Here is a 26,033-nt window from a genome sequence, read left to right on the forward strand (position 1 = left end):
CCGCGGCGCTTGGGGTAACCCCTGCCGGCCTTCTCCGGGTGGTGTTTTCTGGGCGTTATCCGGCGGGTTGGGGGGGGGGGGGGGGTTTGCGGGGGGCGCTTGTGTCCTCCCGGGCCTCTTTCCCGCGCGCCTACGGCGGAATGGGGGAAACGTTCATTCGTGGGCAGGGGGGAAGCGCGCCGGAAAAGCCGGCGCGGCCCAGCCGGAAACGCCCGCGCGCGGAGGGGGGCGAGGGCGCGGCCCGTGGGTCTTGCGGGCCTCGCGGACCCTGTCGGACGGATCGGACGGATCGGGTCGACGGGTCGACGGGTCGACGGGTCGAACCAACGGGCCGGCTCGGACCTCGGCGGTGGGGCCGCGTTCCGATCCGCAGGGGCGGAAGCGGAGCACCGACCGCGGCACGTCCGGGAGACGTTCCGGCGAGGACCCGCCGGCGGCGCCCTACAGCAGCGGCGTGAGCCAGCGGCGGAGCAGTTCGGTGTACCGGTCGGGAGCGGTGTTCCAGAGGGCGGCGTGGTCGGCACCGGGGAAGGCCTGGAGGCTGACCACGTCGCGACGGGCGGCGGCCAGCTTCTCGGCGCTGCCGAAGGGCGCGATCCGGTCCTCGGGGCTGTGCAGGAGAAGGGTGGGCACCCGCAGGTCGGTGCCGTCGGCGATGCGGGCGAAGTCGGCGAGGTCGACGCCGGTGCGGCCCTCCGCGGCCAGGGCCCCGAGCTCGGCGGCGACGCCCTGGAACCCGGCCCGGGCGGCGTCCCGGCGGGCGGAGACCGGGAGGTCGAGCACCGGCGAGTCGAGGATGAGGCCGCTGACGGCGTGCGGCCACGCGGTGCGGGCCGCGGTCTGGAGGGCCGTGGTCGCGCCGACCGACCAGCCGTAGAGGATCACCTTGCCCGCGCCGCTGTCGAGCGCCAGCCGTACCGCCGCCTCGATGTCGCGCCACTCGGTCTCGCCGAAGTGGCTGAGCCCGTCCGGGGAGGCGGGGGCGCCCTGGTCGCCGCGGTAGGTGACGGCGAGGGCGGGCAGGCCGAGCCGGTCGAGGACGGGGAGCACCGGGAGGGTCTGCTGGCGGTCGGCCTCGGGGCCGTGCACCAGGATCACCCAGGTGCCGCGCTTGCCGTCGAGCCGCCAGGCGGGAAGGGCGCCGAGCTCGCCGTCGGCGGTGGTGTCGGTGAAGGGGAGACCGAGTGCCTCGGTGGGGTCGCCGAGGTGGACCCGGGGGGTGAAGCGGACCTCGGTGCCGGGGGTGAGCGTGCCCCGGTCGGCGCGGAGCAGCCGGCGGGTGACGCCCCGCTCGTCGCTGTGCAGGACCTCCTCGACGACCGCGTGCCCGCCGTCCGCCCACTCGACCGCCCAGCGGCCGGGGCGCAGGCTCTCGGGGCCGCGGGTGAAGGTGACGCGGCCGGGGGCGAGGCCGCGGACCAGGACCGGCCCGGACTTCGGGACGGCGGCCACCGGACGGACCGTCCGCTCGGAGGCCCGACGGCCGATCACCAGCACGGCGGCCCCGACCGCGGCGGCCGCCACGACGGCGGCGGTTCCCCAACGCATTTCGCTCCCCGCTCTGTTGCTCACGGACCGGACGGTGTTCGGGCACCAGTTCACCGGCGCTCCGTCCGCCCGGCCACCGGGCTGGGCCGTCCGGGTCACCCGGGCGGCGGCCCGGCGGCGCCGAGGAGGTGCCGGGAGCGGGCGGCAGGGGTGTCGGTGGTGAGGGCGGGGCGGCGGAGCCGGCGGTGCCCCGGTGGGAGGGGACGTGGTGTTCCCGGTGGAGGGCGGCCCCGCGCCGGCGATCCCCCGGCGCGTCGGCGGCGTCCGCGTGTGACCAACCCCTCCGTGACCTCGGTTGACTCCCGGTTCGGGCCCGTGATGGGATCCTGGGGCCAAACGGAGGCATGGAGAGGAAGCCGGTGGAATTCCGGCGCGGTCCCGCCACTGTCACCGGGGAGCACGCTCGGAACATCGCCACGGCGGCCGTCGACGGCCGCTGGAAGGCTCCGGGGGTGCGTTCGACCCGGAAGCCAGGAGACTCTCGCCCCCGTCACGTCGATCCAGGGCGCGGACCCTGAGTGAGGACACGCACGCGATGCAGGCTGCCCCGCCCCACCGGACTCCGAGCTGCCTTCCGCCGTGCCCCCGATGACCCCGCTCGGGCCCTCCTCCTCGCCGCGCCCGCTGGCCCGCGCCGCCGCGTTCGCGCTCGGCGCCGTCGCGGGCCATGTCGCCGACGCCCGCTTCGCCGACCCCCGCCGGGGCCATCCGGTGGCCGTCTTCGGCAGCGCCGCGACCCGGCTGGAGCGTCGGCTGTGGCGCGACGACCGCGGCGCGGGGGCCGGGTACACGGCGCTGTGCGTGGGCGCGGTCGCGGCGGGCGCGCTCGCCCTGGACCGTACGGTGGGCCGGCGTCCGCTGGGCCGGGCGGTGCTGGCGGCGGCCGCGACCTGGACGGTGCTCGGCGGCACCTCGCTGACCCGGGAGGCGCGCACCATCGGCCGCTCGCTGGCCGCGGGCGACCTCGCGGCCGCCCGGGAGCGGCTGCCGCACCTGTGCGGGCGGGACCCGAGCGCGCTGGACGGGCAGCAGATCGCCCGGGCGGTGGTCGAGTCGGTGGCCGAGAACACCGCCGACGCCGTGGTGAACGCGCTGACCTGGGGCGCCCTGGCCGGCACGCCCGGCCTGCTGGCCTTCCGCGCCGTGAACACCCTGGACGCGATGGTGGGTCACCGCTCACCGCGCCACGCCCGGTTCGGCTGGGCCTCGGCCCGGCTGGACGACCTGGCGGGCTGGCCGGGCGCCCGGCTGACGGCGCTGCTGACGGTGGCCGCCGCGCCCGAGCCCCGTACGGCCTGGCGGGTCTGGCGGCGCGACGGCTCCGCGCACCCGAGCCCGAACGCGGGCCAGGCCGAGGCGGCGTTCGCCGGCGCGGTGGGCGTACGGCTGGGCGGGGCGCTGCGGTACGGCGAGCGGGTGGAGCACCGGCCCGTGCTGGGTGCGGAGCTGCGGCCGGTGACGGTGGACGACATCGAGCGCGCCTGTGCGCTCTCCCGGCGGGTGGGCGCACTGGCGCTGGGTACGACGGTCGCGGGGCACGTCCTGCTGCGGATGCTGCTGAGGAAGAGGGGACGGGCATGAGCAAGGCGCTGCTGGTCGCGGGGACGACCTCGGACGCGGGCAAGAGCGTGGTGACGGCCGGGATCTGCCGTTGGCTCGTCCGCCAGGGCGTGCGGGTCGCGCCGTTCAAGGCGCAGAACATGTCGCTCAATTCCTTCGTCACCGCCGACGGCGCCGAGATCGGCCGCGCCCAGGCGATGCAGGCGCAGGCCGCCCGGGTGGAGCCGGAGGCGGCGATGAACCCGGTGCTGCTCAAGCCGGGCGCGGACGGCCGCAGCCAGGTGGTGCTGCTCGGCAGGCCGGTGGCGGAGGTGGGCGCGCTGGACTACCGCGAGCGCAAGCCCGTCCTGCTGGAGCGTGCCCTGGAGTGCCTGGCGGACCTGCGCGGCCGCTACGACGTGGTGGTCTGCGAGGGCGCGGGCTCGCCCGCCGAGATCAACCTGCGCGACCGCGACATCGCCAACATGGGCCTGGCGACGGCCGCCGCCCTGCCGGTGGTGGTGGTCGGGGACATCGACCGCGGCGGGGTCTTCGCGGCGATGTACGGGACGCTGGCGCTGCTGTCGGCGGAGGACCAGCGGCACGTGGCCGGCTGGTTCGTCAACAAGTTCCGCGGTGACGCGCGGCTGCTCGCGCCCGGGCTGGAGATGCTGCACGGGCTGACCGGCCGTCCGGTGCTGGGCACGCTGCCGATGCTGCCCGGGCTCTGGCTGGACGCCGAGGACTCGCTGGACCTGTCGACGGTGGTGGACCGGGCGGACGGGCCCGGGCCGTACGGCGCGGACGTGCTGCGGGTGGCCGTGGTGCGCTTCCCGCGGCTGTCCAACTTCACCGACATGGACGCGCTCGCGCAGGAGCCGGGCGTGCTGGTGCGCTGGGCGACCCGCCCGGAGGAGCTGGCCGACGCCGACCTGGTGGTGCTGCCCGGGACCCGGGCCACCGTCGCCGACCTCGCCTGGCTGCGCGAGCGCGGCCTGGAGCCGGCGCTGCGGGCGCGGGCGGCGGCCGGGCTGCCGGTCCTCGGGGTCTGCGGCGGCTACCAGATGCTGGCGCGCTCGATCGTGGACGAGGTCGAGTCGAAGGCGGGGGCCGTCGAGGGCCTCGGCCTGCTGCCGACGCAGGTGCGGTTCGGCGCCGAGAAGGTGCTGGCGCGGCCGGTCGGCGAGGCGTTCGGGCAGCGGGTGGAGGGCTACGAGATCCACCACGGGGTGGTCACCGTCGAGGGCGGGGACACGTTCGTCTCCGACGGCCGGGGGCGGAGTCTGGACGGCTGCCGGGTGGGCCCGGTCTGGGGCACGACCTGGCACGGCGCGCTGGAGAACGACGGGTTCCGCCGCGAACTCCTGCGCGAGGTCGCCGCGTTGTCGGGCCGGGCGTTCGTCCCGGCCCCGGACACCTCCTTCGCCGCGGCGCGCGAGGCCCGGCTGGACCGGCTGGGCGACCTGATCGAGGAGCACGCCGACACCGACGCGCTGTGGAAGCTGATCGAGGGCGGGGTGCCGGCGGCCGGATCGCTGCCGTTCGTCCCGCCCGGGGCCCCTGGGAGTGACGCATGAGCCGGGTACGGCGGCAGTGCCGGCTACGGCAGCAGAGCCGGGCAGGATCACGGGACCAGGCAGGATCACGAAGCCGGGCAGGATCACGAAGCCGGGCAGGATCACGGAACCGGGCAGGATCACAGGACCGGACGGTGCCGCGGAACCGGGCACGACAGGAGTGGGGTACGGCATGAGTGACGTCCGCTATCCGTTCACCGCGATCGTCGGCATGGCCGACCTGCGGCTCGGGCTGCTGCTGAACGCGGTCTCCCCGGCCGTGGGCGGCGTGCTGGTGCGCGGTGAGAAGGGCACCGCGAAGTCGACCATGGTGCGCGCGCTGGCCGGCCTGCTGCCGTCCATCGCCACCGTGGACGGCTGCCGCTTCGCCTGCGACCCGGCCGCGCCCGACCCGCAGTGCCCGGACGGGCCGCACGTCTCCCCGCCCGCTTCCGAACGGCCGGCCCAGCTGGTCGAGTTGCCGGTCGGCGTGGCCGAGGACCGGATCGTCGGCTCGCTCGACCTGGAGCGGGCGCTGGCCGAGGGTGTCAAGGCGTACGAGCCCGGGCTGCTCGCGAGGGCGCACCGCGGCGTGCTCTACATCGACGAGGTGAACCTGCTCCAGGACCACGTGGTGGACCTGCTGCTGGACGCCGCCGCGATGGGCCGCTCCTACGTCGAGCGCGAGGGCGTGTCGGTGCGCCACGCGGCCCGGTTCCTGCTGGTGGGCACGATGAACCCGGAGGAGGGCGAGCTGCGGCCGCAGCTGCTCGACCGGTTCGGCCTGACCGTCGAGATCGCCGCCACCCGGGATCCGGCCGAGCGCGCCGAGGTGGTCCGCCGCCGGCTCGCCTACGACGCGGACCCGGCCGGCTTCGCCGAGCGGTTCGCCGAGGAGGAGCGGGCTCTCGCCGAACGCATCGTCGCGGCGCGGGAGTTGCTGCCCAAGGTCGAGCTGACCGATGTGGCGCTGCGTCAGATCACCGCCGTGTGCGCCGCGTTCGAGGTGGACGGGCTGCGCGCCGACATCGTGATGGCCCGCACGGCCGTCGCACTGGCGGCCTGGGACGGGCGCACCGAGGTGCAGGAGGAGGACGTCCGCAAGGCGGCGCGGCTGGCGCTGCCGCACCGGCGCCGCCGCAACCCCTTCGACGCGCCGGGGCTGGACGAGGAGCAGCTGGACCGGACGCTGGAGGAGCACGCGCAGCAGGAGGAGCCGGAGCCCGAGGGCGACGGATCCGGCCCGGACGGCGACGGGCCGGACGGCGACGGGCCGGAGGGCGGTCCGGACGGGGGCGGCCCCGACGGCGGCGGCGCGCCCGAGCCGTCCGACGGCGGCCCCGAGGGGTCCGCTCCCGAGCCGCCGGCCCCCGAGGCACCCTCCCCCGAGGGCCCCGAGGAGCCGGCGCAGCAGCCCGTGCCCGCCCAACACCCCTCCCCCGCACGGGAGTCGGCGCCGGTTGCGGCCGGGGACCCGTACCGGACCCAGCTGTTCACCGTCAAGGGCACCGGGCACGGCGCCCAGGGCCGCCGCTCCCCCGCCGAGACCACCGGCGGGCACACCATCCGCGCCCGCCGCCCGCAGGGCGCGCTCGGCCGGCTGCACCTGACCGCGACCCTCCAGGCCGCCGCGCCGCACCAGGCGGCGCGCGGGCGCAGCGGGCGCGCGCTGGTGGTGCACAAGGACGACTTCCGCGAACAGGTGCGTCAGGGGCGGGAGTCCAACCTGGTGCTGTTCGTGGTGGACGCCTCCGGGTCGATGGCCGCCCGGCAGCGGATGACCACCGTCAAGGGCGCGGTGCTGTCGCTGCTGATGGACGCCTACCAGCGCCGCGACAAGATCGGCATGATCACCTTCCGGGGCGCGGGTGCCGAGCTGGCGCTGCCGCCCACCTCCTCGGTGGAGGTCGGCGCGGCCCGGCTGGAGTCGCTGCCCACCGGCGGGCGGACCCCGCTGGCCGCCGGCCTGCTGCGCGCGCACGAGGTGCTGCGGGTGGAGCGGCTGCGCGACCCGAGCCGGCGCCCGCTGCTGGTCGTGGTGACCGACGGCCGGGCCACCGGCGGGCGGGACGCGCTCGCCCGCTCGCACCGCGCGGCCGCGCTGTTCGCGGCGCAGGGCACGGCGAGCGTGGTGCTGGACTGCGAGTCCGGCCCGGTCCGCCTGGGCCTGGCCCGCACCCTGGCCGGGCTGCTCGGCGGCACCGCCGTCGGCCTGGACGAGCTGCGCGCCGAGGGCGTGGCCTCGCTCGTCCGCGAGAGCCGGTCCGACAACCGTTCTGCGAACCGTGCAACCACCGCGATGCGAAAGGCGGCCTGAGCCGACATGCCCAAGGGTGTCCCCGAGAGCGTCCCCGACGACGGCCTGACGACCCGTCAGCGCCGCACACTGCCGATCACCGCCGTGCACACCGGCCCCGGCAAGGGCAAGTCCACGGCCGCGTTCGGCATGGCGCTGCGGGCCTGGAACCAGGGCTGGCCGGTCGGGGTGTTCCAGTTCGTGAAGTCCGCCAAGTGGAAGGTCGGCGAGGAGAACGCGCTGCGCGTGCTCGGCGCCTCCGGCGAGGGCGGCACCGTCGACTGGCACAAGATGGGCTCCGGCTGGTCCTGGATCCAGCGCTCCGCCGAGCAGGAGATGTCCAGCGAGGAGGCGGCCAAGGAGGGCTGGGAGCAGGTCAAGCGGGACCTCGCGGCCGAGACCTACCGCTTCTACGTGCTGGACGAGTTCACCTACCCGATGCACTGGGGGTGGGTCGACCCGGACGAGGTGGTGGCCGTGCTCAAGGACCGTCCGGGCAGTCAGCACGTCGTCATCACCGGCCGGTACGCGCCCGAGGCGCTGACCGGATTCGCCGACCTGGTCACCGAGATGACCAAGGTCAAGCACCCCATGGACGCCGGCCGCAAGGGCCAGCGCGGTATCGAGTGGTAGGCCGTTGAGCACCGTCCCCCGCCTCGTCGTCGCCGCGCCCTCCTCGGGCGCCGGCAAGACCACCGTCGCCACCGGCCTGATCGCGGCGCTCGCCGCGCGCGGGCTGGCGGTGTCGCCGCACAAGGTCGGCCCCGACTACATCGACCCGGGCTACCACGCGCTCGCCGCCGGGCGCCCGGGCCGCAACCTGGACGCCTTCCTGTGCGGGCCGGAGCGGATCGCACCGCTGTTCCTGCACGGCGCGGCGGGGGCGGACGTCGCGGTGGTCGAGGGGGTCATGGGCCTGTTCGACGGGGCCTCCGGGCGCGGGGAGCTGGCCTCCACCGCGCACGTCTCCAAGCTGCTGCGGGCGCCGGTGGTGCTGGTGGTGGACGGCTCCTCGCAGTCCCGCTCGGTGGCCGCGCTGGTGCACGGCTTCGCCTCCTGGGACCCGCAGGTGCGGCTCGCCGGAGTGATCCTCAACCGGGTCGCCTCCGACCGGCACGAGCAGCTCCTGCGCGAGGCCCTGGAGGAGGGCTCCGGCGTGCCGGTGCTGGGCGCGCTGCGCCGCTCCGCGGCGGTCGCCACGCCGTCCCGCCACCTCGGGCTGATCCCGGCGGTGGAGCGCTCGGCGCAGGCCCTGCGGGCGGTCGCCGACATGGGTGAACTGGTGGCCTCCTCGGTCGACCTGGACGCCCTGCTCGAACTCGCCCGGACGGCACCGGACCTGGACGCCGAACCGTGGGACCCGTCGGCCGAGGTCACCCCGGTGGCCGGCCGGCCGCGGATCGCGGTGGCGGGCGGCGCGGCCTTCTCCTTCTCGTACGCCGAGAACGCCGAACTGCTCGGCGCGGCGGGCGCGGAGGTGGTCCCGTTCGACCCGCTGCACGCCTCGTCGCTGCCCGAGAACACGGCCGGCCTGGTGATCGGCGGCGGCTTCCCGGAGCTGTACGTGCGCGAGTTGAGCGGCAACGCCGAACTTCGCGCCGCCATCGCCGGGTTCGCCGCCGCGGGCGGGCCGATCGCCGCCGAGTGCGCCGGACTGCTCTACCTGGGGCGGGAGTTGGACGGCCTGCCGATGTGCGGCGTGCTGGCCACCGACGCCCGGATGACCGAGCGGCTCACCCTCGGCTACCGGGAGGCGGTCGCCCTGCACGACTCCCCGCTGGGCCCGGCCGGCACCAGGCTGCGCGGCCACGAGTTCCACCGCACGGTCTGCGAACCCGGGGCGGGCGAACTCCCGGCCTGGGGCTGGCGCCTTCCCACCGGCCCCCGCACCGAGGGCTTCGCGGGCGGCAACGTGCACGCCTCCTACCTGCACCTGCACTGGGCGGGCGCGCCGGCGCTGGCGTCCTCCTTCACGGCCGCGGCGGCGGGCTTCGCGGCGGGAGCGGGCTTCGCGGCGGGAGCGGCCGGAGGCGTGCAGTCCGCGGCTCGTCCCGCCCCCTGGGGCACCCCCGGATAACGCGGCGACGCCGCGGGGTGTGCGGCCATAGGATCCGCCCATGCATGTGATCGTTCTCAACGGCGGGTCCAGCTCCGGCAAGTCGAGCATCGCCCGGCGCCTGCAGGAAGTTCTGCCGGACCCGTGGCTGCACCTCGGCGCGGACACCATGGTCGACGCGCTGCCGGCGTCGTTGCGCGACGGCGGCGAGGGGATCGGCGGGCTGGAGGGCGGGAACGGGACGGTGGAGGTCGGCCCGGTCTTCGCCGCGCTGGACGCCGCCTGGACGCTCGGGGTGGCGGCGATGGCCCGGGCCGGGGCGCGGATCGTGGTGGACGAGGTGTTCCTCGGCGGCGCCGCTTCGCAGGCCCGGTGGCGGGCGGCGCTGGAGGGTCTGGACGTGCTCTGGGTCGGGGTGCGCTGCGATCCTGCGGTGGCCGCGGCGCGAGAGGCCGCGCGCGGCGACCGGGCGGCCGGAATGGCCGCCGCGCAGGCCTCGGCGGTGCACCAGGGCGTCGCCTACGACCTGGTCGTCGACACCTCGCGGGCCTCGGTGGACGACTGCGCCCGGCTCGTCGCCGGGCGGGTGGCGTCCGACGGTTGAGCCGCCGCCGGCCGGGCGGTACCGTCCGCCGGGCGCTGCTCCGGGCCGATGGCCGGCGCGCGGGTGACGACGGCGGCGAGCGCCGGGTCGACGGCCCGGACCGCCGCCGGCGCCGCCGGATCCCGGGCCTACCGGTCGAGCAGCACGGCGAGGTAGCGGTCGATCTCCTCGCGCAGTTCCTCGGGCATCGGCACGTGCCAGTGCCCGCTGCCGGCCGTCGCGTTGAACAGCACGCCGTCGCACCAGCGGATCAACCGGCGGGAGTCCCCCGTCGGGTCGCCCGAACCGGCGGCGGCGAGCAGCTCGGCGGCGCGCTGGGCGAAGCGCGCGCCCAGCCGGTCGTAGAGGGAGCGCAGTTCGGGCCTGCGGGTGGCCTCCAGGGCGAGCTCCAGGCGGGCCAAGGTGATCCGGCGGCCACCTGTGAGTGCCTGGAAGAGCACCTCGGCGCCGACCTCGGCCAGCAGCTCGCGCGGCGGGACGGCGGCCGCCGGCAGCTCGCCCTCGACGAGGACCGGGTAGTCGGCGGTCTCCCGCTCGACGATCCGGGTGAGCACGAGCTCCAGCAGGGCGGCCCTGGTCCGGGCGAGGTTGGAGGTCGAGCCGGCGGGCAGGCCGGACGCGTCGTCCACGGCGCGGTGGGTGAGCCCGCGCAGGCCGGCGTCGGCGATCAGGTCGATGGCGGCGTCGGCGATCAGGGTCGGGCGCGGGGGTGTCATGGGTCCGATCATGGCCTTTCCGAAGAGGCTCCCCCAACTCACTACAGCCGTAGTTTACGACTCACTACACGTGTAGTACCGTCCGGTGCGCCGGACACTACACCTGTAGTGGCCAGAGCGCGCGAGAAGAGGAGCTCCCTCATGGGCCTGCACCAGGCGATCGTCATCGGCGGCGGCATCGGTGGCCTCGCCGCCGCCCTCGCCCTCCACCGACAGGGCGTCCCCGTCCGCGTCCACGAGCGCGCCGACTCCCTCGAACCCGTCGGCGCCGGACTCGCCCTGGCCCCCAACGCCCTGCGCTGCCTCGACCGGCTCGGCATCGGCGGGCACCTGCGCGCCCTCGCCACCCCGCACCCCGCCGTCGGCCTGCGCCACCCCTCCGGCCGCTGGCTCGTCCGCACCAGCACGTCCGCCTTCGAGGCCCGCTTCGGCGACACCATCGCCGCCGTCGCCCGCGCCGACGTCATCACCGCCCTGGTCGACGCGCTCCCGGAGGGCACCGTCCGCACCGGCTCGCCCGCCACCCTCGTCACCCCCGGCAGCACGACCGGGCCCGCCGTCGTCCGCACCGCCGACGGGGAGGAGACGGCCGACCTGGTCGTCGCCGCCGACGGCATCCACTCCGCGACCCGGAACCTGCTCTTCCCCCAGCACCCCGGCCCCCGCTACAGCGGGTTCACCACCTGGCGCACCATCGTCACCCCCGGCCGCCTCCCGGCCGCCGCCGGCGAGGTGTGGGGCCGCGGGAAGCTCGCCGGAATCGTCCCGCTCGCCGACGGCCGGGTCTACGTGTACGGCGCCGCCCTCGCCCCGGCCGGTGAACGGGCCGCCGACGGGGACGAGCGGGCCGAACTCCTGCGCCGGTACGGCGACTGGTGCGCCCCCGTACCGCAACTGTTCGCCCTGGCCGAGCCCGAGCGGGTCCTGCGCCACGACGTCCGGGACCTCGCCGACCCGCTGCCAGCCCACCACCACGGCCGGGTCGCCCTCCTCGGCGACGCCGCCCACGCGATGTGCCCCTTCCAGGGCCAGGGCGCCTGCCAGGCCATCGAGGACGCCCTCGTCCTGGCCTCCCCGCTCACCCCCGGCACCGACCCCGCCGCCGCCCTGCCCGCCTACACCGCCGCCCGGCTCCCCCGCACCACCGCCGTCGTCGCCGGCTCCCGCCGCATCGGCGACCTCGTCGCCCTCCGCTCCCCCGCCGCCGCCTTCCTGCGCACCACCGCCCTCACCCTCGCCGGCCTCCTCCCCGCCCGCGCCCTGCTGAGCCGCGCGGCCCGGACGTACAACTGGCGGCCGCCGACCCCGGGCGGGGCGGCGTGAGGGGACCGCCCTCCGCCGCACACGTCCACCGAGCACGTCCGCCGCGGCTCTCGGAGCCGCGGCCGGGGCAGGCGCGGGGGCGGGGTCCGGGCGGCCGTCAGGCGAGCTTGCCGAAGGTGCCGTCGAGCGGGTCGGACCGGTGGCAGGCGACGCAGCGCAGCCGGGTGTAGATCGCCACCGCGCCCATGAAGACGTCCTCGCGCCCGTCGGCCGGGGACTCGGAGGAGGCCGGCTCCCCGCAGTCCAGGCAGACGCGGCGGGGGCGGGCGGCGACCGAGCAGGCGCGGCAGATCAGGTGGGTCGGGTGTTCCGCGTGCACGACGACGGGCTGGGGGCCGCCGTGCAGCAGGTGGTCGCACCACGTGCAGGACTCGTCCTGCTGGGCCGCCAGCATCCGGGCCCGGGTCTCCTGCTGCCACTTCGCCGCGTGCTGCAGCGGCACCCTGACGGGCGGCCCCCACCCGGAGGCGGTGAGCCACCGGGCGCCCTCCGCGCCGGCGGCCCGCAGCTGGTCGTCGACGGCGATGTCCCTGGGCGTCTTCTCGTTCATCGGGGTCTCTCCTCCGCTGGGCTTCCGCAGAGGACAACGCGGCCGGGACACGGCCGGACACGCGGCGCGGCGCACCCGGCCCCGGTTCAGAGGAGCGGCTCGGTGTCCCCGTGCGCGATGAGCAGCTTGCGCAGCAGGGCGTCGAGCCGGGTGCGCTCGTCCGCGTCGAGGGCCGAGAGGATGCGTTCCTCGTTGCCGACGTGGCCGGCCAGGGCGCCGTCGATCAGCTCCTTGCCGGCCGGGGTGAGGCGGACCAGGACGGCGCGGCGGTCGCTCGGGCACGGGTTGCGCTCGACCAGGCCCTTGGCGGACAGCCGGTCGACCCGGTTGGTGATGGCGCCGGAGGTGACCATCGCGGACTTGAGCAGCGCGCGGGCGTTGAGCTCGTACGGCTCCCCGGAGCGGCGCAGCGTGGCCAGCACGTCGAACTCGGAGGAGTCCAGGCCGCAGGCGGTGAAGTACTCGCGCAGGGCGTTGTCGACCCGGACGTTGAGCCGTCGGAGCCGGCCGATCAGGGCCATGGGCCCGGCGTCCAGGTCGGGGCGGGCCCGGGCCCACTGCTCGACGATGTCGTCCACGGTGTCGCGCTGCTGCATGTCCGCCGCCCTCCCGGGGCCGTCCGTTCCGAAGCCTTCCGTCCAACGCAGATATCTTAACATTCACATACTTGACGTTCTCCGATCCTGGGCGTAGAAAGTATCTCAACGTTCAGATAATCAACGTTCAGGGGGACGTCATGGCCGTCATGGACCGCAAGCGCGCGGGGATCGCCGTCACCGCCGCACTCGCCCCGGCCGCGTGGGGCACCACCTACCTCGTCACCACCCAGCTGCTGCCCGAGGGCCGCCCGCTGCTGCTCGCCGCCCTGCGCGCCCTGCCGGCCGGACTGCTCCTGCTGCTGATCGGCCGCCGACTTCCCAAGGGGCGCTGGTGGGGGCGCGCGGCCGCACTCGGGATGCTCAACATCGGGCTGTTCTTCCCGCTGATGTTCGTCGGCGCGTACCGCCTGCCCGGCGGCGTCGCCGCCACCATCGGGGCGATCCAGCCGCTGCTCGTCGCCGGGTTCTCGATCGGCGTGCTGCGGGTGCGGCCCGGACGGCGGGCGGTGATCGCGGGACTGGTCGGGGTCGGCGGAGTGGCCCTGCTGGTGCTCAAGAGCGGCGCCCGGCTGGACGGCGTCGGGATCGCCTCGATGGTCGCCGGGATCTCCCTGATGGCCATGGGCACCGTCCTCACCCGCCGCTGGGGCCGCCCCGAGGGCGCCACCCTGCTCGACCTCACCGCCTGGCAGCTCCTGGCCGGCTCGGTCTTCCTCGTGCCGCTCGCCGCCGTGGTCGAGGGCGCGCCGCCCGCCCTCAGCGCCGCCAACCTGGCCGGCTTCGCCTACCTCGGCCTGTTCGGCACCGCGCTCGGCTACTTCCTCTGGTTCCGCGGCATCGAGCACCTCGGCGCCGGCCCGGCATCCTTCCTCGGCCTGATCAACCCGGTCGTCGCCACCCTCGGCGGCCTCGTCGTCCTCGGCCAGACCCTCACCCCCTGGCAGCTCCTCGGCCTTCTCCTCGCCCTCGCCGCCATGCTCGTCGGCCAGGCCCCCGCCCGCCGCACCCCGGCACCGGCACCGGCACCGGCACCGACCACCGCGCCCACCCCCCGGCCCGAACCGGCCACCGCCCGCTGACCGGGCTCCTCCCCCAGGCCGGCATCTCCCTGAACGCCTGCGCCCCGCCGTCCCGGCGGGGCGCAGGCGTGTTCGGCGGGCGGCGAGCGACGACGGACGGGCCGCGCGGACGGCGGAACCCGGCCCCCGGGCGGCGGGTCAGCCGGTGGCGCGGATGTAGATGTCGGCGGCGCCGGGCAGGCCGCCGGGGATGGTGGCGACGTAGATGCGGCGGGCGGTGGGGGCGTGGGTGGGGAGGTCGGTGGGGGTCGGGGTGGGGGTCCAGGTCGGGGTGGGGAGCGGGGCGGGGGCGGGGTCGTCGGGGGTGGGCTCGTCCGGGGCGGCCGCGGGGGCCGGTTCGACGGCGGGGTCCTCGGGGTCGGCATCGGGGTCGCCGGAGTCCGGGGCGGCGGCGGTGGGGTCGGAGGGCCCGGCCGGGTCGGTGGGCTCGGCGTCCGGGGACGGGCTCTCGGTGGGCGCGGCGGCGGGGTCGGCGGTGGCGGACGGGCCGGGCGCGGGCGTCGGCGCGGACTCGGGGAGCTCCGGGGCCTCGGCCGGCTCGTCGCCGCCGAGGGCGGCGAGCAGGTCGGCCGGGAGCGGGGCGGCCGGCCCGGGTGAGGGGAGGTCGTAGGCACTGAGGAAGTCACCGAGGCCGGGGGCCCTGCCGCCGCCGAGGCGGTAGTGCAGGTAGGCGACCGGGGCGCCGCCGGAGGTGTGGGTGTAGACGGCGCCGACCGGGACGTAGAAGCGGCCGACGCCGGGATGCTGGGACGGGTGCAGGCCGGCCAGGCGTTCGGCGCGGTCGCGGTCGGTCTCGCGGCCGGTGCCGCCGGCGGTGAGCGCGTTGACGCCGCGCACCACGAGGGCGGCGGCGACGGACACGCAGAGCACCAGCCCGACGGCGACGGTGCGCCGCAGGACCGGGCGGCCGTGCAGCGCGGGCCAGGAGTCGGTCACCGTGCGCTCGGGTGGAATGCCGTCCACGGTTGTCTCGCTCCCCCGTTCGTTCAGGACGCCTGATCAGGACGTCGCACTCTGCTCGACGTGGGACCGTAGCCGAGAGTTCCTCAGCCCAGGTAGGCGGGGGCGACCGCAGCCCTGGTGACCGGCTGCGCGCTGCCCGAACCGTCCGCCGGGACGGTCCACAGGTCGGCGCCGTAGTCGCCGGGCAGGGCGTAGACCAGGGTGCCCCCGCCGGACCAGAGCGCCTGGTCGTCGATGTTGCGCTGCTCGGCGGTGGCGGTCTCGGTCATGGTGGCGAGGTCGAGCACGTACAGCCGCCACGGGGCGTCGGCGGGCAGGCCGGGAGCGCGCTTCTTGTACGCGACGCGGGTGCCGTCCGGGGAGAGCGAGGGGCACTCGACGTTGTCGTGCAGGGTGGTGAGGGTGCGGGCGGCGAGGTCGCCGCGGACGAGGTGGGTCCGCCCGGCGCTGGCGAGGGTGGCGTAGAAGGTGGTGTCGTCGGCGAAGGTGACGCCCCAGATGTTGATGTCGTGCGCCTGGTACGGGTGGCCGTCCAGGACGACCGAGAAGTCCTCCAGGTTCTCCCGCAGGTTCCAGTCCCGGACGTCCACGATCGAGGTGCGGGTGGAGAAGTCGCTGCCCGCGTACGAGTCGCCGCTGACGAAGACCGTCCAGGCGGCGAGGTGCCCGGACGGGGAGACCCGGGAGCGGGTGGGGATGCCGGCCGCCGGGAACGAGCGGAGCTCGCGCAGGTGGTCGTCCAGGACGACGGCGCGGTAGGTGTCCTCCAGCGCGCCGTGCTGGGCCTGGAGGCAGATGCCGGTGCCGGCGGCGGCGTGGAAGCGCAGGCACTGGACGCCGGAGGCGGTGCGCGGGCCGTCGGGCCGATCAGCGGCGACGGAGGTGATCTCGTCCCGGTGCGGGCCCCAGGCCATGTTGCGGAACAACAGCTGTCGTCCGCCGGACTGCACCTGTAGTGACACCGGGCCGGGCGTGACGGACGGCCCGCCGGGCTGGGCCTGGTCCCGGCGGGCGGTGCGGTCGGCGGCGTTGAGCACGGCCCCGGTGCCGACCGCGCCGAGCAGCACGACGGCGACCAGCAGGATGATCATCCTGGTGCGGTTCCGCAGGTTCATCGGGTCTCCTCCGGGGTCTTCGCGGCGACGGGTCCGGGCTGCTCCGCAACGGGGACGGGCTGACCGGCGGCGGGCCCGGGCCGCCCCGTGACGGGCCCGGCCGGCCCCGCGGCGGGTCCGGACGGGCGCAGCACCGCCGCCGCGCCGAGCACGCACAGCCCCAGCGCCCCCGCCGACCAGCCCAGCGCCGCCGGGCCGCCGACCACCCCCCACAGCGCGCCGAACAGCAGCGAGCAGGCGAACCGGGCCAGCGCCTGTCCGGTGCCGACCAGGGCGAGCCCGGCGCCGCGCTGCTCGGCGGGTACGGCGTCGGCGGCCGCGGCGGCGAGCACGCCGTCGGTGGCCGCGTAGAAGGTCCCGTGCAGCACCAGCACGCAGAGCACCGCCGGCAGCCCGCGCAGCGGTGACAGCAGCAGCCCGTACGCGAGCAGCAGCACCCCGTGCCCGGCGAGGAAGAGCCGGTGGCGGCCGATCCGGTCGGCGAGCGCGCCGAGCGGGACGGCGAGCAGCAGGAAGGCGGCGGCGGTGCCCAGCGGCAGCAGCGGGAAGAGGCCGACGGGCAGGTCCAGCCGGCGCTGGACGAGCAGGTAGAGGAAGGAGTCGCTGACGGTGGTGAGGCCGAGCAGGACGGCGCAGAGCGTCAGCCGGCGCAGCCCCGGCAGCCGCAGCAGGGTGAGGCTGTCGCGCAGCGAGGGGGCGGAAGTCGACAAGTCGTCACCCTGCTGCCGGTTCGGCACGAACAGCAGCAGGATCAGCACCCCGAGCGCCGCGACGCACGCGCTGACCGCGAACACCGCGTCGTAGCCGTGCCGCTCGCCGCCATCGGCGAGCAGCGGGCCGCCGGCCAGCCGCAGCACCAGGAACGCGGTGAGCGGCCCGAGCAGGGCGCCGGCCGTGTCCATCGCCCGGTGCACCCCGAACGCCCGGCCGCGGTGGGCGGGTTCGGTGGCGAGCGAGATCATCGCATCCCGGGGGGCGGTGCGCAGGCCCTTGCCGGTGCGGTCGACGGCGATCACGGCGCCGATCAGCGGCACGGTGTGGACGAACAGCAGCAGCGGCCGGCACAGCGCGGACAGCCCGTACCCGACGGCCGCGACGGTCTTGTGGCGGGCCGCGCCGTCGCGGCCGCGGCGGTCGGAGAGGTGGCCGCCGACCAGCCGGACCAGTGCGCTGAAGCCGTTCTGGATGCCGTCGAGCAGACCGAAGCCGAGCGGGGAGAGGCCGAGACCGGTGAGCAGGTAGAGCGGGAGGACGGCGGTGACCATCTCCGAGGAGATGTCGGTGACCAGGCTGACCGCACCGAGGGCGACCACCGCCCCGGGCACGGCGCCCCGCCGCACCGGGCCCGCGGCCGGCCCGGCGGTGGCCGGCGCGGCGGGGGACGGCCCGGCGGGGGACGGCCCGGCGGGGGACGGCCCGGCGGGGACCTTCGAGCTGCGCGAGTCCGCGACGTACACGGCCGTCAGTTCCGGATTCCGGTGCGGCCGACGGCGGCCGCGGAGCGCGGCCGGGGACGGGGCCGGGGGCGGCTGCCGGGGGCGAGGGTTCCGGGGGCGCGCAGTCGTGCGAAGGCCATGGGGTCCTCCGGAGGTCGGGGATTCCTGGGCGGGAGCGCCGAGAACAGTAGAAGCGCCGTGGTGTCGTGTACCGCACAACGCAGATGAAGAACAGGCGAACAGCTGCCGCGCCGCGGCGGACCCGGGGCGGACGGCGCGGACGGCGGACCCGGCACGGACGGCGGACCCGGCACCGACGGAGGACCGGCGTCGGACGTCACACCCACCGCGATTGACCCGTTCCGGCCGGGCGTGGTGGGATCACCGGAGTTCGGGACGAAAGGTGCGGCACGTGAGCGAACCGGTCGCCGGCGCCCCCCGCACTCTGGTGGTGGGGATCGGCGCGAGCAGCGGCGCCGAACGGACCGAGGTCCTGCGACTGCTCACGGACACCCTCCGGGAGACCGGCCTGACGCCATCCGCCGTGGCCCGGCTGGCCACCGTGACGGGCAGGGCGGACCACCCGGCGGTGCGCTGGGCGGCCGACCACCTCGCCGGGGTGCCCGTGGACGAGCACCCGCCCGAGGTACTGGCGGGCGTGCCGGTGCCGAACCCCTCCGCCACCGTCGGTACGGCTGTCGGCACCGCAAGCGTGGCCGAGGCGGCGGCACTGGCGAGCGCGCCGGGCGGCCGGCTCGTGGTCACCAAGCGGAAGTCGGCGCGGGCCACGGTCGCGATCGCCCGGACGGCGGCGCGCGGACACCTCGCGCCGCTCGACGTGGACGCGGACCCGCCGCCACCGACCCCGACCCCGGCACCGGCCCCGACGCCGGCACCGACACCGGCCGCACAGCCGGCACCACCAGCCCCGACCGGCACCGGCCGAACCACCTGAGCCACCCAAGCCGCCCGAAACCCGAAGCACCCGAAGCACCCGCAAGGAGACCCCGCGTGACCGCCCCCGAACCCGACCTGCGCCACCACGGCGACGCCGAGGTGCGCGCCGACGGGCTCGGCCTGGTCGACCTCGCCGTCAACGTCCGCACCGGCACTCCCCCGGCATGGCTGCGCGAGCACCTCGCGGCCACCCTCGGCGACCTCGCCGCCTACCCCGACCAGAGCGCCGCTCGCGCCGCGGTGGCCGCCCGGCACGCCCGCCCGGTCGAGGAGGTGCTGCTCACCTCGGGGGCCGCGGAGGCCTTCGTCCTGCTGGCAAGGGTTCTGACTCCACGTCACATCGCCGTGGTGCACCCGCAGTTCACCGAACCGGAGGCGGCCCTGCGGGACGCCGGGCACCGGGTGCACCGGGTGCTGCTCTCCCCCGAGGACGGGTTCAGGCTGGGCGCCGTCCCCGAGGAGGCGGACCTGGTCGTCCTCGGCAATCCGACCAACCCGACCTCCGTGCTGCACCCCGCCGAGGCCGTCACCGCGCTGGCCCGACCCGGGCGCACCCTGGTGGTGGACGAGGCGTTCATGGACACCGTGCCGGGCGAGCGGGAGTCCCTCGCCTCCGTCCGGGATCTGCCCGGCCGGGTCGTCGTGCTGCGCAGCCTCACCAAGACCTGGGGGCTGGCCGGACTGCGGATCGGCTATGTGCTCGGGCCCGCCCCGCTGATCGCCGACCTCGGCGCCGCCCAGCCGCTCTGGCCGGTCTCCACCCCGGCACTGGCCGCCGCCGAGGTGTGCAGTGGCCCGGCGGCGCTCGCCGAGGCCGAGCTGGCCGCGGCCGAACTGGCGCTCCGGCGCGAGCACTTGGTGAAGGGCCTGGCCGCCTTCCCGTCGGTGCGGCTGTACGGCGAGCCGGCCGCTTCCTTCGTCCTGGTCCGGTTGCCGGATGCGGCGACCGTCCGGCAGCGGTTGCGCGAGCACGGCTTCGCCGTCCGGCGCGGGGACACCTTCCCGGGGCTGGGCGAGGAGTGGCTGCGGATCGCCGTCCGGGACGAGGAGACCACCGACCGATTCCTCAACGCCCTTGAGGCCGTGCTCGGTTCGGCCTGACCGGCGCGACACCGGCGCCCTCCGGCCGCCCGCCGCCTGCCCGTCCGCCGCGCCCGTCCGCCCATCAGGCCGGACGGGCGGACGGGCGGACGGGCAGCCGAACTGACGAACGGACGGCCAGGCGGCCGGCCGGCCCGACGCGCAAACAGCTCAGCCCGCACCGACGCGACGAGCGCTACCGGAGCCCGAGCGCCTCCGCCGCCATGGCGGTGCCCTTCACCCGCGCCGCGATCTTGGCGAAGGCGGTGTCCCGCGAGGTGGAGGCGTCGTCGGCGAACGGCGAGAATCCGCAGTCGTCGGTCGTGCCGAGCTGGTCGACCGGGATGTGCCGGGCCGCGGCCAGCACCCGGTCGCGCACCTCCTCCGGGCTCTCCACCCTGGGGTCGATCGGGTCGGTCACCCCGACGAACACCCGGATTCCGGGGCGGAGTTGATCCGCGATGACGGCGAGCACGCGGTCGGGGTCGGCCTCGCTCGCCAGCTGCACGTAGAAGTTGCCGACCTTGAGCCGGAAGAGCTTCGGCAGCAGCTCGGCGTAGTCGACGTCCAGGCTGTGGGTGGAGTCCTGGTCCCCGCCCGGGCAGGTGTGCACGCCGAGGCGGGCCCGCTCCTCCTCGGTGAACCGGTCGAGCACCTGGTTGTTGAGGGCCACGAAGTCGTCCAGCAGGCTGCCCGACGGGTCCAGCTTGAGCGACAACCGGGCCTCGGTGAAGTCGAGTTGGACGACGTGGGCGCCCGCGTCCAGGCAGCCGCGGATGTCGGCCTCGGCCTCGTCGGCCAGGTCCTTCAGGAAGTTCTCACGCGAGTACCCGTCGATGCCGTCGGCCGGGTAGAGCAGGCTGAGCGCGGAGGGTGCGATGACGGCCTGCTTGACGGGCTGCGAGGTGTGGCGCAGGGCTTCGCGCAGGTAGGTCTCGGCACGGACGCGGTACCGGAAGGGTCCGGCGGTCAGCCGCGGGAGCTGCCGGGTGTGCCCGTCGGCGAAGGGGATGACGGCGCCGTCCCCGGCGAGGGAGGTCAGCCCGGCGAGGGGGTACGTGACGAAGCTCGGCTTGGCCTGCTCGCCGTCCACCAGGACTGGGCAGCCGAGCTCCGCCAGCCTGGCCAGGGTGTCGGCGGTGGCCTCGTCCTGGAGCTTCTTCAGGTCGGCGTCGGACAGCCGCCCTTCGGCGTTTTCGGTCAGGGCATTGAGCAGGGTGCTCGGCCGGGGGATGCTGCCGATGGGCTCCGTGAGAATGGTCATGACGGGACGGTAGAAAGGGCGGCGCCCCGAGCACAACGGGGCGCACGGCGCATTCCGCCCGAGCGTTCACACTCCGCGCGCCCCACCCTTCTGCGTTCACGCCCCCGGAACGGCACACCCCTCCGCCCAATCCCGTAGCGTGGCGAAGTCCTCGGCCAGCAGGCCGATCCGGGGGGTGACGTGCAGGGCCAGCGCCCGCCCGGGATGGTGGGCGGCGATCCACTCCTCGTCCTGCGGGCCGAGTTCGTCGTCCACCCAGACGAACGGGCGCCCGGCGGCCCAGGCGACCACGTCCCTGGTCTTCCAGTGCAGCCCGTCCGCGTTCACCCCGAACAGGTCGGACCAGCGGATGTACGGCAGTTCGGGCAGGCCGAGGTGCGGGCCTATGTGGGTGTTCGCCTCGCCCATCCAGCCGGTGGCCCACACCAGTTCGTACGGCAACGCCAGCAGCGCCTCGCCGTGGGAGGGGTTGAGCCAGACCCGCAGCGGCTTGACCCGGACGGCGGGCGGCTTGGCGTGCTTGGCGCGGGTCGCCTGCCGGGCCTGGACCGCCGCCAGGTGCTCCTGCTTCGCCACCCACCAGGAGGGGCGCAGCCGGTGGGTGGCGTAGCCCTCGGGCCTCCGCTTCGGCGCGGCGTAGGGATTGAGCGGTCCGTCCACGTCGAGCAGGAGCAGGGGCTGCTGGGTCATGCCATGAATTCTCGGTCCGGCGAGGGCGCTTGACCAGCGATTTGCCGGCCGCGATCGGTCGGGCGGAGCCCCTGGGTGTCCCGGCCGCGATCGGCCGGGCGGAGCCCCGGGGCGTCCCGGCCGCACCGCCCGGCCCGCGCCGGCCCCCGGCGTCACGGGCGGTCCCACAGGTTGCGGGCGGCGAGCAGCGGGAGCACGCCCTCCCCGAACCAGTACGCCTCCTCCAGGTGCGGCATTCCGCTCAGCACGAACTCGTCGATGCCCAGCGCGTGGTACTCGCAGATCAGGTCCGCGACCTCCCGGTGGCTGCCCACCAGTGCCGTCCCGGCGCCGCCGCGCAGCAGGCCGATGCCGGCCCAGAGGCCGGGGTACACCTCCAGCCGCTGTGCGGAGCCGCCGTGCAGCGCGAGCATCCGGCGCTGGCCCTCCGACTCGCTCTCGGCGAGCGCCCGTTGGGTCTGCCGCACCCGGGCCGGGTCCATCGCGGCGAGCAGCCGTTCGGTCTCCGCCCAGGCCTGCGCGGCGGTGTCCCGGGTGATCACGTGCAGGCGGATGCCGAACCGGACGGTCCGGCCCCGGGCGGCGGCCAGTTCGCGGATCCAGCGGATCTTCTCCCGGACCTGGGCGGGCGGCTCGCCCCAGGTCAGGTAGACGTCCGCGTACCGGGCCGCGACGTCGCCGGCGGCCGGGGAGGAGCCGCCGAAGTACACCGCCGGCACCGGGTCCGGCAGCCGGTTCAGCCGCGCGCCCTCGACCCGCAGGTGCGGCCCGTGGTGGTCGACCGCCTCCCCCGCCCAGAGCCGTCGGGTGATGTCCAGGAACTCCCCGGTCCGCGCGTACCGGGCGTCCTTGTCCAGGAAGTCCCCGAAGGCGCGCTGCTCGGCGGACTCCCCGCCGGTCACCACGTTGAGCAACAGCCGCCCGCCGGAGTGCCGTTGGTAGGTCGCGGCCATCTGCGCGGCCAGCGTCGGGCTGATCTGCCCGGGCCGGAACGCCACCAGGTACTTCAGCCGCTCGGTCACCTGGCTCAGCATCGCGGTGGTCAGCCAGGCGTCCTCGCACCAGGCCCCGGTCGGCGTGAGCACGCCCTCGAAGCCCAACTGCTCGGCGCTGCGGGCGATCTGGCCGAGGTAGCCGATGCCCGGTGGCCGGTCCGACCCGGCGGCGCCGGGCGTGGAGCCGTGCCCGCCGCCGACGATCAGCCGGCTGTCGCCGTTGGTGGGGAGGAACCAGTGGAAGGTGAGAGCCATGGACGGACACACTCCTGGGGCCGGTGCTGCCTGCGGTCGGTTGTCGGAACCCACTCGCGGCGACACCCGTCCGCCCACACCCGCCCCAGGTCCACGTGCAGCCTGCGCACGAGAAGGGGGCGGCCCGGAGCAGTCATGCCCCGATTCTCCGCGTCTCCCCCACCCCGATCAAGCCCCCGGACTCCCGGCCCCGCCCCCGGACACCCCGACGCCGCAACGCCCGCGGGCCCCCTCCTGCACCGGGAGGGGGCCTGCGGGCGTGACGTGGTACGGGTGGCCGGGTACGGCGGTGGATCAGACCTGGCCGGCCTTCTCCAGGGCCGCGCAGCAGGTGTTGATCAGGAGGCGGGTGACGACGTAGGGGTCGACGTTGGCGTTCGGGCGGCGGTCCTCGATGTAGCCCTTCTTGTCCACCTCGACCTGCCACGGGATGCGCACGGAGGCGCCGCGGTCGGAGACGCCGTAGCTGTAGACGTTCCACGGGGCGGTCTCGTGCTTGCCGGTGAGGCGGGACTGGATGTCGTCGCCGTACTGGCTGACGTGCTCCAGCACCTTCTCCTGGGAGGCGCCGAGCGACTCGCAGGCGGTGATGATGGCGTCGTAGCCCTCGCGCATCGCCTTGGTGGAGAAGTTGGTGTGGGCGCCCGCACCGTTCCAGTCGCCCCGGGCCGGCTTGGCGTCCAGGGTGGCGTCGATGCCGAACTCCTCGGCGGTGCGGTACAGCAGGTAGCGGGCGATCCACATGTCGTCGGAGACGGTCAGCGCGTCGACCGGGCCGATCTGGAACTCCCACTGGCCGGGCATGACCTCGGCGTTGATGCCGCAGATGGCCAGGCCGGCGTCGATGCAGCGGTCCAGGTGCAGCTCGACGATCTCGCGGCCGAAGACCTCCTCGGCGCCGACGCCGCAGTAGTAGCCGCCCTGCGGGGCCGGGAAGCCGCCCTCCGGGAAGCCGAGCGGGCGGGAGCCCTTGAAGAAGGTGTACTCCTGCTCGATGCCGAAGATCGACTCCTGCGCGGCGTACTTCTCGGCGACCTCGCGCAGCAGGGCGCGGGTGTTGGAGACGTGCGGGGTGCCGTCCGTCTCCAGGACCTCGCAGAGGACCAGGATGTTGTCGCCGCCGCGGATCGGGTCCGGCACCACCCGCACCGGGTCCAGCACGCGGTCCGAGGCGTGGCCCTCGGCCTGGCTGGTCGAGGAACCGTCGAAGCCCCAGGTGGGGATCTTGTCGGCGTTGGGCAGGACGCGAGTCTTGGAACGGAGCTTCGCGGTCGGCTTGGTGCCGTCGATCCAGATGTACTCGGCCTTGATTGCCACGTCGTGTCCCTCGCATTGCTGGGTGGTGGGTGCCCGCGTAGCGTTGCAAGCCGCCGTTTCCCGGTTGTTCCTCTCGTGTAACGCGCATGTGAACCAACCGTCCGCATTGGCACGGTCACGGTGCGGGAGTGCCGGGGGTGGCACTCCCGCCGTTCCGGGTGCCGTCGGTGACGGCGCGGACATGGTCAGTGACGACGGGCGTGCGCGGCGCGACGGCGCCGGGTGGCCCACAGCGCGGCCGCCCCGCCCGCGACCAGGGCGGCGGCCCCCGCGGCGAGCGGGCCGGTGGCACTGCTGCCGCCGGTGGCGGCCAGCTTCTCCGCCTTCTCCGACTTCTCCACCGCGGCCTGCGGACCGGCGGCCCGCGAGGTGGTGGTGTCGGCGACCGGCTGAGCGGCGGGCGCGGTGCCCGCGGTACCCGTGGTGGCCGGGCCGGTCGGGGTGGTCGGGCCGGTCGGGGCGGTCGAGGGCGCGGAGGGCTTCTCACAGCTCACCGAGGCGACGGTGACCTTCCCGGTGACCTTGGCGACGTTCAGGTTGAGCGGGTTCACCTCCACCTGCACCTCCAGGGCGGAGGCGGCGGCGGTGGTCGTGGTGACGGTCTTCTTGGAGAACTCCACCGAGACGCTGCCGACCAGCGGCACGTCCACCTTGGTCGGGCCGTACACGCCGACGGTGACCGGCTTGCCGAGCACGCTGAGCTTGACCGGCGCGACCACGTCGGCGGTCGGCTGCCCGTCGACCGGACAGGTCGCCTCGGCGCTCATCGCCTCCAGGCCGAGCAGCGCGGTGGTGGGCAGCCCGGGGGCGTGCACGTCGGCGTTGACCAGCTTGACGGAGGCGGTGGCGCCCTTGGCGTCGACCCTGGTCACCGACTTGCCGATGTCGGCCTTGACGAGCTCGACCGGGCCGGTCTGGTCGACCCCGGCCACCGTGGCCGTCAGGATCGATCCGTCGCGCTGCGCCGGCGACTCCACCTTGTTCAGCGCGATGTTCACCGGGACGTCCACCGCCTTGTTCAACAGGCTGACGTCCAGGTCGAGTTCGGCGGTGACGGCGCGCGCCTTGCCGGGTGACGGGGCGGGCTCGGCCGCGTGGACGGGCGCGGCGGTGAGCAGGGTGCTCGCCACCACGGCGGTGGCCGCGGCGGCGGAAACGATTCGGCGAGAAGACATGGCGATACCCCCACACAGATGAAACGATGAGCCGCCAGTCTTCTCGAACAATCCGTCACATGAGTAACACAGAAAGTCATTTCACTCGTTGGAGTGAGATTGGCGTTCTGCGCTGACCCAGTTCTGCTACGGCAGCCGCCAGTCCACCGGCTGCGCCCCCTGCCGCACCAGCAGCTCGTTCGCCCGGCTGAACGGCCGCGAACCGAAGAAGCCGCGGTCGGCCGACATCGGGCTGGGGTGGACCGACTCCACCGACGGGACGTTGCCCAGCAGCGGGCGCAGGTTGCGGGCGTCGCTCCCCCACAGGATCGCCACCAACGGGCCGCCGCGTGCCACCAGCGCCCGGATCGCCTGCTCGGTGACCGCCTCCCAGCCCTTGCCGCGGTGCTGGCCGCTCTTGCGCGGCTGCACGGTGAGCACGCGGTTGAGCAGCAGCACGCCCTGCTGCGTCCACGGGGTGAGGTCCCCGTTGGACGGCTGCGGCAGGCCCAGGTCGGTGCCGTACTCCCGGTAGATGTTGATCAGGCTCGCCGGGATCGGCCGCACCTCCGGCGCCACCGAGAAGCTGAGCCCGACGGCGTGGCCGGGCGTCGGGTACGGGTCCTGCCCGACGATCAGCACCCGCACGTCGGCGAAGGGCTGCTGGAAGGCCCGCAGCACGTTCGGGCCGGAGGGCAGGTAGGTTCGGCCTGCGGCCAGTTCGGCGCGCAGGAAGTCGCCCATCGCGGCGACCCGTCCGGCGACGGGTTCCAGGGCGGTGGCCCAGCCGGGCTCGACGATCTCGTTCAGTGGACGCGGTGCCATGGTCGCCACCCTATCGGCCTACGCCGACAGCGCCTGCGCCGGGCTCAGCCCCGCCTTCACCAGCTCCGCCACCTCGTCCGCGACCAGCCCGTGCGCCAGCGAGCCGCCCGCGTCCG

Annotated in this window: 23 protein-coding genes and 1 riboswitch; of the genes, 10 read left to right on the forward strand and 13 right to left on the reverse strand. The window is 75.5% G+C overall.

Annotated features, from left to right (window positions below; genetic code table 11):
- Positions 1-441: 441 nt before the first annotated feature.
- Positions 442-1,548, reverse strand: a complete 1,107-nt coding sequence (locus tag ACFVHV_RS27355; RefSeq protein ID WP_380354266.1) for an alpha/beta hydrolase — start codon at positions 1,546-1,548, stop codon at positions 442-444.
- A gap of 348 nt (positions 1,549-1,896) precedes the next feature.
- A riboswitch (cobalamin riboswitch) is annotated at positions 1,897-2,029 on the forward strand.
- 107 nt (positions 2,030-2,136) lie between these two features.
- Between ACFVHV_RS27355 and ACFVHV_RS27360 the strand changes: the two genes are divergently transcribed.
- From ACFVHV_RS27360 to cpt, 6 genes are all read left to right on the forward strand, one after another.
- Positions 2,137-3,129: a cobalamin biosynthesis protein gene (locus tag ACFVHV_RS27360; RefSeq protein ID WP_359903398.1), complete on the forward strand. Its 993-nt coding sequence runs from the start codon at positions 2,137-2,139 to the stop codon at positions 3,127-3,129.
- Positions 3,126-4,664, forward strand: coding sequence for a cobyric acid synthase (locus ACFVHV_RS27365; RefSeq protein WP_380354269.1), 1,539 nt, complete (start codon positions 3,126-3,128; stop codon positions 4,662-4,664). Before ACFVHV_RS27360 ends, ACFVHV_RS27365 begins: the two co-directional genes overlap by 4 nt.
- A gap of 172 nt (positions 4,665-4,836) precedes the next feature.
- Positions 4,837-6,960, forward strand: coding sequence for a putative cobaltochelatase (locus ACFVHV_RS27370; protein WP_380354272.1), 2,124 nt, complete (start codon positions 4,837-4,839; stop codon positions 6,958-6,960).
- Positions 6,961-6,966: 6 nt separating this feature from the next.
- Positions 6,967-7,572 (forward strand): cob(I)yrinic acid a,c-diamide adenosyltransferase, encoded by a 606-nt coding sequence (gene cobO / locus ACFVHV_RS27375; protein ID WP_049655361.1) that lies wholly within the window; start codon positions 6,967-6,969, stop codon positions 7,570-7,572.
- A 4-nt stretch (positions 7,573-7,576) separates the two neighbouring features.
- A complete protein-coding gene (locus tag ACFVHV_RS27380) occupies positions 7,577-9,016 on the forward strand; it encodes a cobyrinate a,c-diamide synthase (RefSeq protein ID WP_380354276.1) in 1,440 nt (479 codons plus the stop codon).
- 46 nt (positions 9,017-9,062) lie between these two features.
- Positions 9,063-9,599 carry a chloramphenicol phosphotransferase CPT gene (gene cpt / locus ACFVHV_RS27385; RefSeq protein WP_359903465.1) on the forward strand — a complete coding sequence of 179 codons (537 nt, stop codon included), beginning with the start codon at positions 9,063-9,065 and terminating at the stop codon, positions 9,597-9,599.
- Between the two features lie 128 nt (positions 9,600-9,727).
- On the opposite strand, the gene ACFVHV_RS27390 is transcribed toward cpt, so the two are convergent.
- A complete protein-coding gene (locus ACFVHV_RS27390) occupies positions 9,728-10,315 on the reverse strand; it encodes a TetR/AcrR family transcriptional regulator (RefSeq protein ID WP_380354279.1) in 588 nt (195 codons plus the stop codon).
- Between the two features lie 141 nt (positions 10,316-10,456).
- On the opposite strand from ACFVHV_RS27390, the gene ACFVHV_RS27395 reads away from it, so the two are divergent.
- Positions 10,457-11,638, forward strand: coding sequence for an FAD-dependent monooxygenase (locus ACFVHV_RS27395; protein ID WP_380354282.1), 1,182 nt, complete (start codon positions 10,457-10,459; stop codon positions 11,636-11,638).
- 97 nt (positions 11,639-11,735) lie between these two features.
- Here ACFVHV_RS27395 and ACFVHV_RS27400 read toward each other — a convergent pair whose 3' ends face one another.
- Complete coding sequence (locus tag ACFVHV_RS27400; protein WP_359903415.1) at positions 11,736-12,188, reverse strand: hypothetical protein; 453 nt, start codon at positions 12,186-12,188, stop codon at positions 11,736-11,738.
- 86 nt (positions 12,189-12,274) lie between these two features.
- The gene (locus tag ACFVHV_RS27405; protein ID WP_359903417.1) at positions 12,275-12,784 is read right to left on the reverse strand and encodes a MarR family transcriptional regulator; all 510 of its coding nucleotides are present in this window, start codon (positions 12,782-12,784) and stop codon (positions 12,275-12,277) included.
- 140 nt (positions 12,785-12,924) lie between these two features.
- Between ACFVHV_RS27405 and ACFVHV_RS27410 the strand changes: the two genes are divergently transcribed.
- Positions 12,925-13,866 carry an EamA family transporter gene (locus ACFVHV_RS27410; protein ID WP_380354286.1) on the forward strand — a complete coding sequence of 314 codons (942 nt, stop codon included), beginning with the start codon at positions 12,925-12,927 and terminating at the stop codon, positions 13,864-13,866.
- A 138-nt stretch (positions 13,867-14,004) separates the two neighbouring features.
- Here the strand turns inward: ACFVHV_RS27410 and ACFVHV_RS27415 are convergent, their stop codons facing one another.
- The 3 genes from ACFVHV_RS27415 to ACFVHV_RS27425 form a co-directional block, all read right to left on the reverse strand.
- Complete coding sequence (locus ACFVHV_RS27415; protein WP_380354289.1) at positions 14,005-14,829, reverse strand: hypothetical protein; 825 nt, start codon at positions 14,827-14,829, stop codon at positions 14,005-14,007.
- A gap of 83 nt (positions 14,830-14,912) precedes the next feature.
- Positions 14,913-15,944 (reverse strand): TolB family protein, encoded by a 1,032-nt coding sequence (locus ACFVHV_RS27420; RefSeq protein ID WP_380354291.1) that lies wholly within the window; start codon positions 15,942-15,944, stop codon positions 14,913-14,915.
- Positions 15,941-17,401 (reverse strand): MFS transporter, encoded by a 1,461-nt coding sequence (locus tag ACFVHV_RS27425; RefSeq protein WP_380354294.1) that lies wholly within the window; start codon positions 17,399-17,401, stop codon positions 15,941-15,943. The genes ACFVHV_RS27420 and ACFVHV_RS27425 overlap by 4 nt, the downstream gene beginning before the upstream one ends.
- Positions 17,402-17,792: 391 nt before the next feature.
- Here ACFVHV_RS27425 and ACFVHV_RS27430 point away from each other — a divergent pair, with 391 nt between their 5' ends.
- Together ACFVHV_RS27430 and cobC are read left to right on the forward strand one after the other, a co-directional pair.
- On the forward strand, positions 17,793-18,335 hold the full coding sequence (locus tag ACFVHV_RS27430; protein ID WP_380354297.1) for a cobalamin biosynthesis protein: 543 nt from the start codon (positions 17,793-17,795) through the stop codon (positions 18,333-18,335).
- A gap of 56 nt (positions 18,336-18,391) precedes the next feature.
- A complete protein-coding gene (gene cobC, locus ACFVHV_RS27435; RefSeq protein ID WP_380354300.1) occupies positions 18,392-19,438 on the forward strand; it encodes an Rv2231c family pyridoxal phosphate-dependent protein CobC in 1,047 nt (348 codons plus the stop codon).
- Between the two features lie 175 nt (positions 19,439-19,613).
- Here the strand turns inward: cobC and ACFVHV_RS27440 are convergent, their stop codons facing one another.
- From ACFVHV_RS27440 to ACFVHV_RS27465, 6 genes are all read right to left on the reverse strand, one after another.
- A complete protein-coding gene (locus tag ACFVHV_RS27440) occupies positions 19,614-20,681 on the reverse strand; it encodes a cobalamin-independent methionine synthase II family protein (protein WP_380354303.1) in 1,068 nt (355 codons plus the stop codon).
- Between the two features lie 96 nt (positions 20,682-20,777).
- Positions 20,778-21,371: a hypothetical protein gene (locus ACFVHV_RS27445; RefSeq protein WP_380354306.1), complete on the reverse strand. Its 594-nt coding sequence runs from the start codon at positions 21,369-21,371 to the stop codon at positions 20,778-20,780.
- Positions 21,372-21,523: 152 nt separating this feature from the next.
- The gene (locus ACFVHV_RS27450) at positions 21,524-22,621 is read right to left on the reverse strand and encodes an LLM class flavin-dependent oxidoreductase (RefSeq protein ID WP_359903438.1); all 1,098 of its coding nucleotides are present in this window, start codon (positions 22,619-22,621) and stop codon (positions 21,524-21,526) included.
- 294 nt (positions 22,622-22,915) lie between these two features.
- On the reverse strand, positions 22,916-23,938 hold the full coding sequence (gene glnII, locus ACFVHV_RS27455; RefSeq protein WP_359903441.1) for a glutamine synthetase: 1,023 nt from the start codon (positions 23,936-23,938) through the stop codon (positions 22,916-22,918).
- Between the two features lie 185 nt (positions 23,939-24,123).
- Positions 24,124-25,113 (reverse strand): SCO1860 family LAETG-anchored protein, encoded by a 990-nt coding sequence (locus ACFVHV_RS27460; RefSeq protein ID WP_380354310.1) that lies wholly within the window; start codon positions 25,111-25,113, stop codon positions 24,124-24,126.
- Between the two features lie 126 nt (positions 25,114-25,239).
- Positions 25,240-25,917: a uracil-DNA glycosylase gene (locus ACFVHV_RS27465; RefSeq protein WP_359903447.1), complete on the reverse strand. Its 678-nt coding sequence runs from the start codon at positions 25,915-25,917 to the stop codon at positions 25,240-25,242.
- Positions 25,918-26,033 lie beyond the last annotated feature (116 nt).

Source organism: Kitasatospora sp. NPDC127116, assembly GCF_042677365.1.
Lineage (GTDB): Bacteria > Actinomycetota > Actinomycetes > Streptomycetales > Streptomycetaceae > Kitasatospora > Kitasatospora lactacystinica.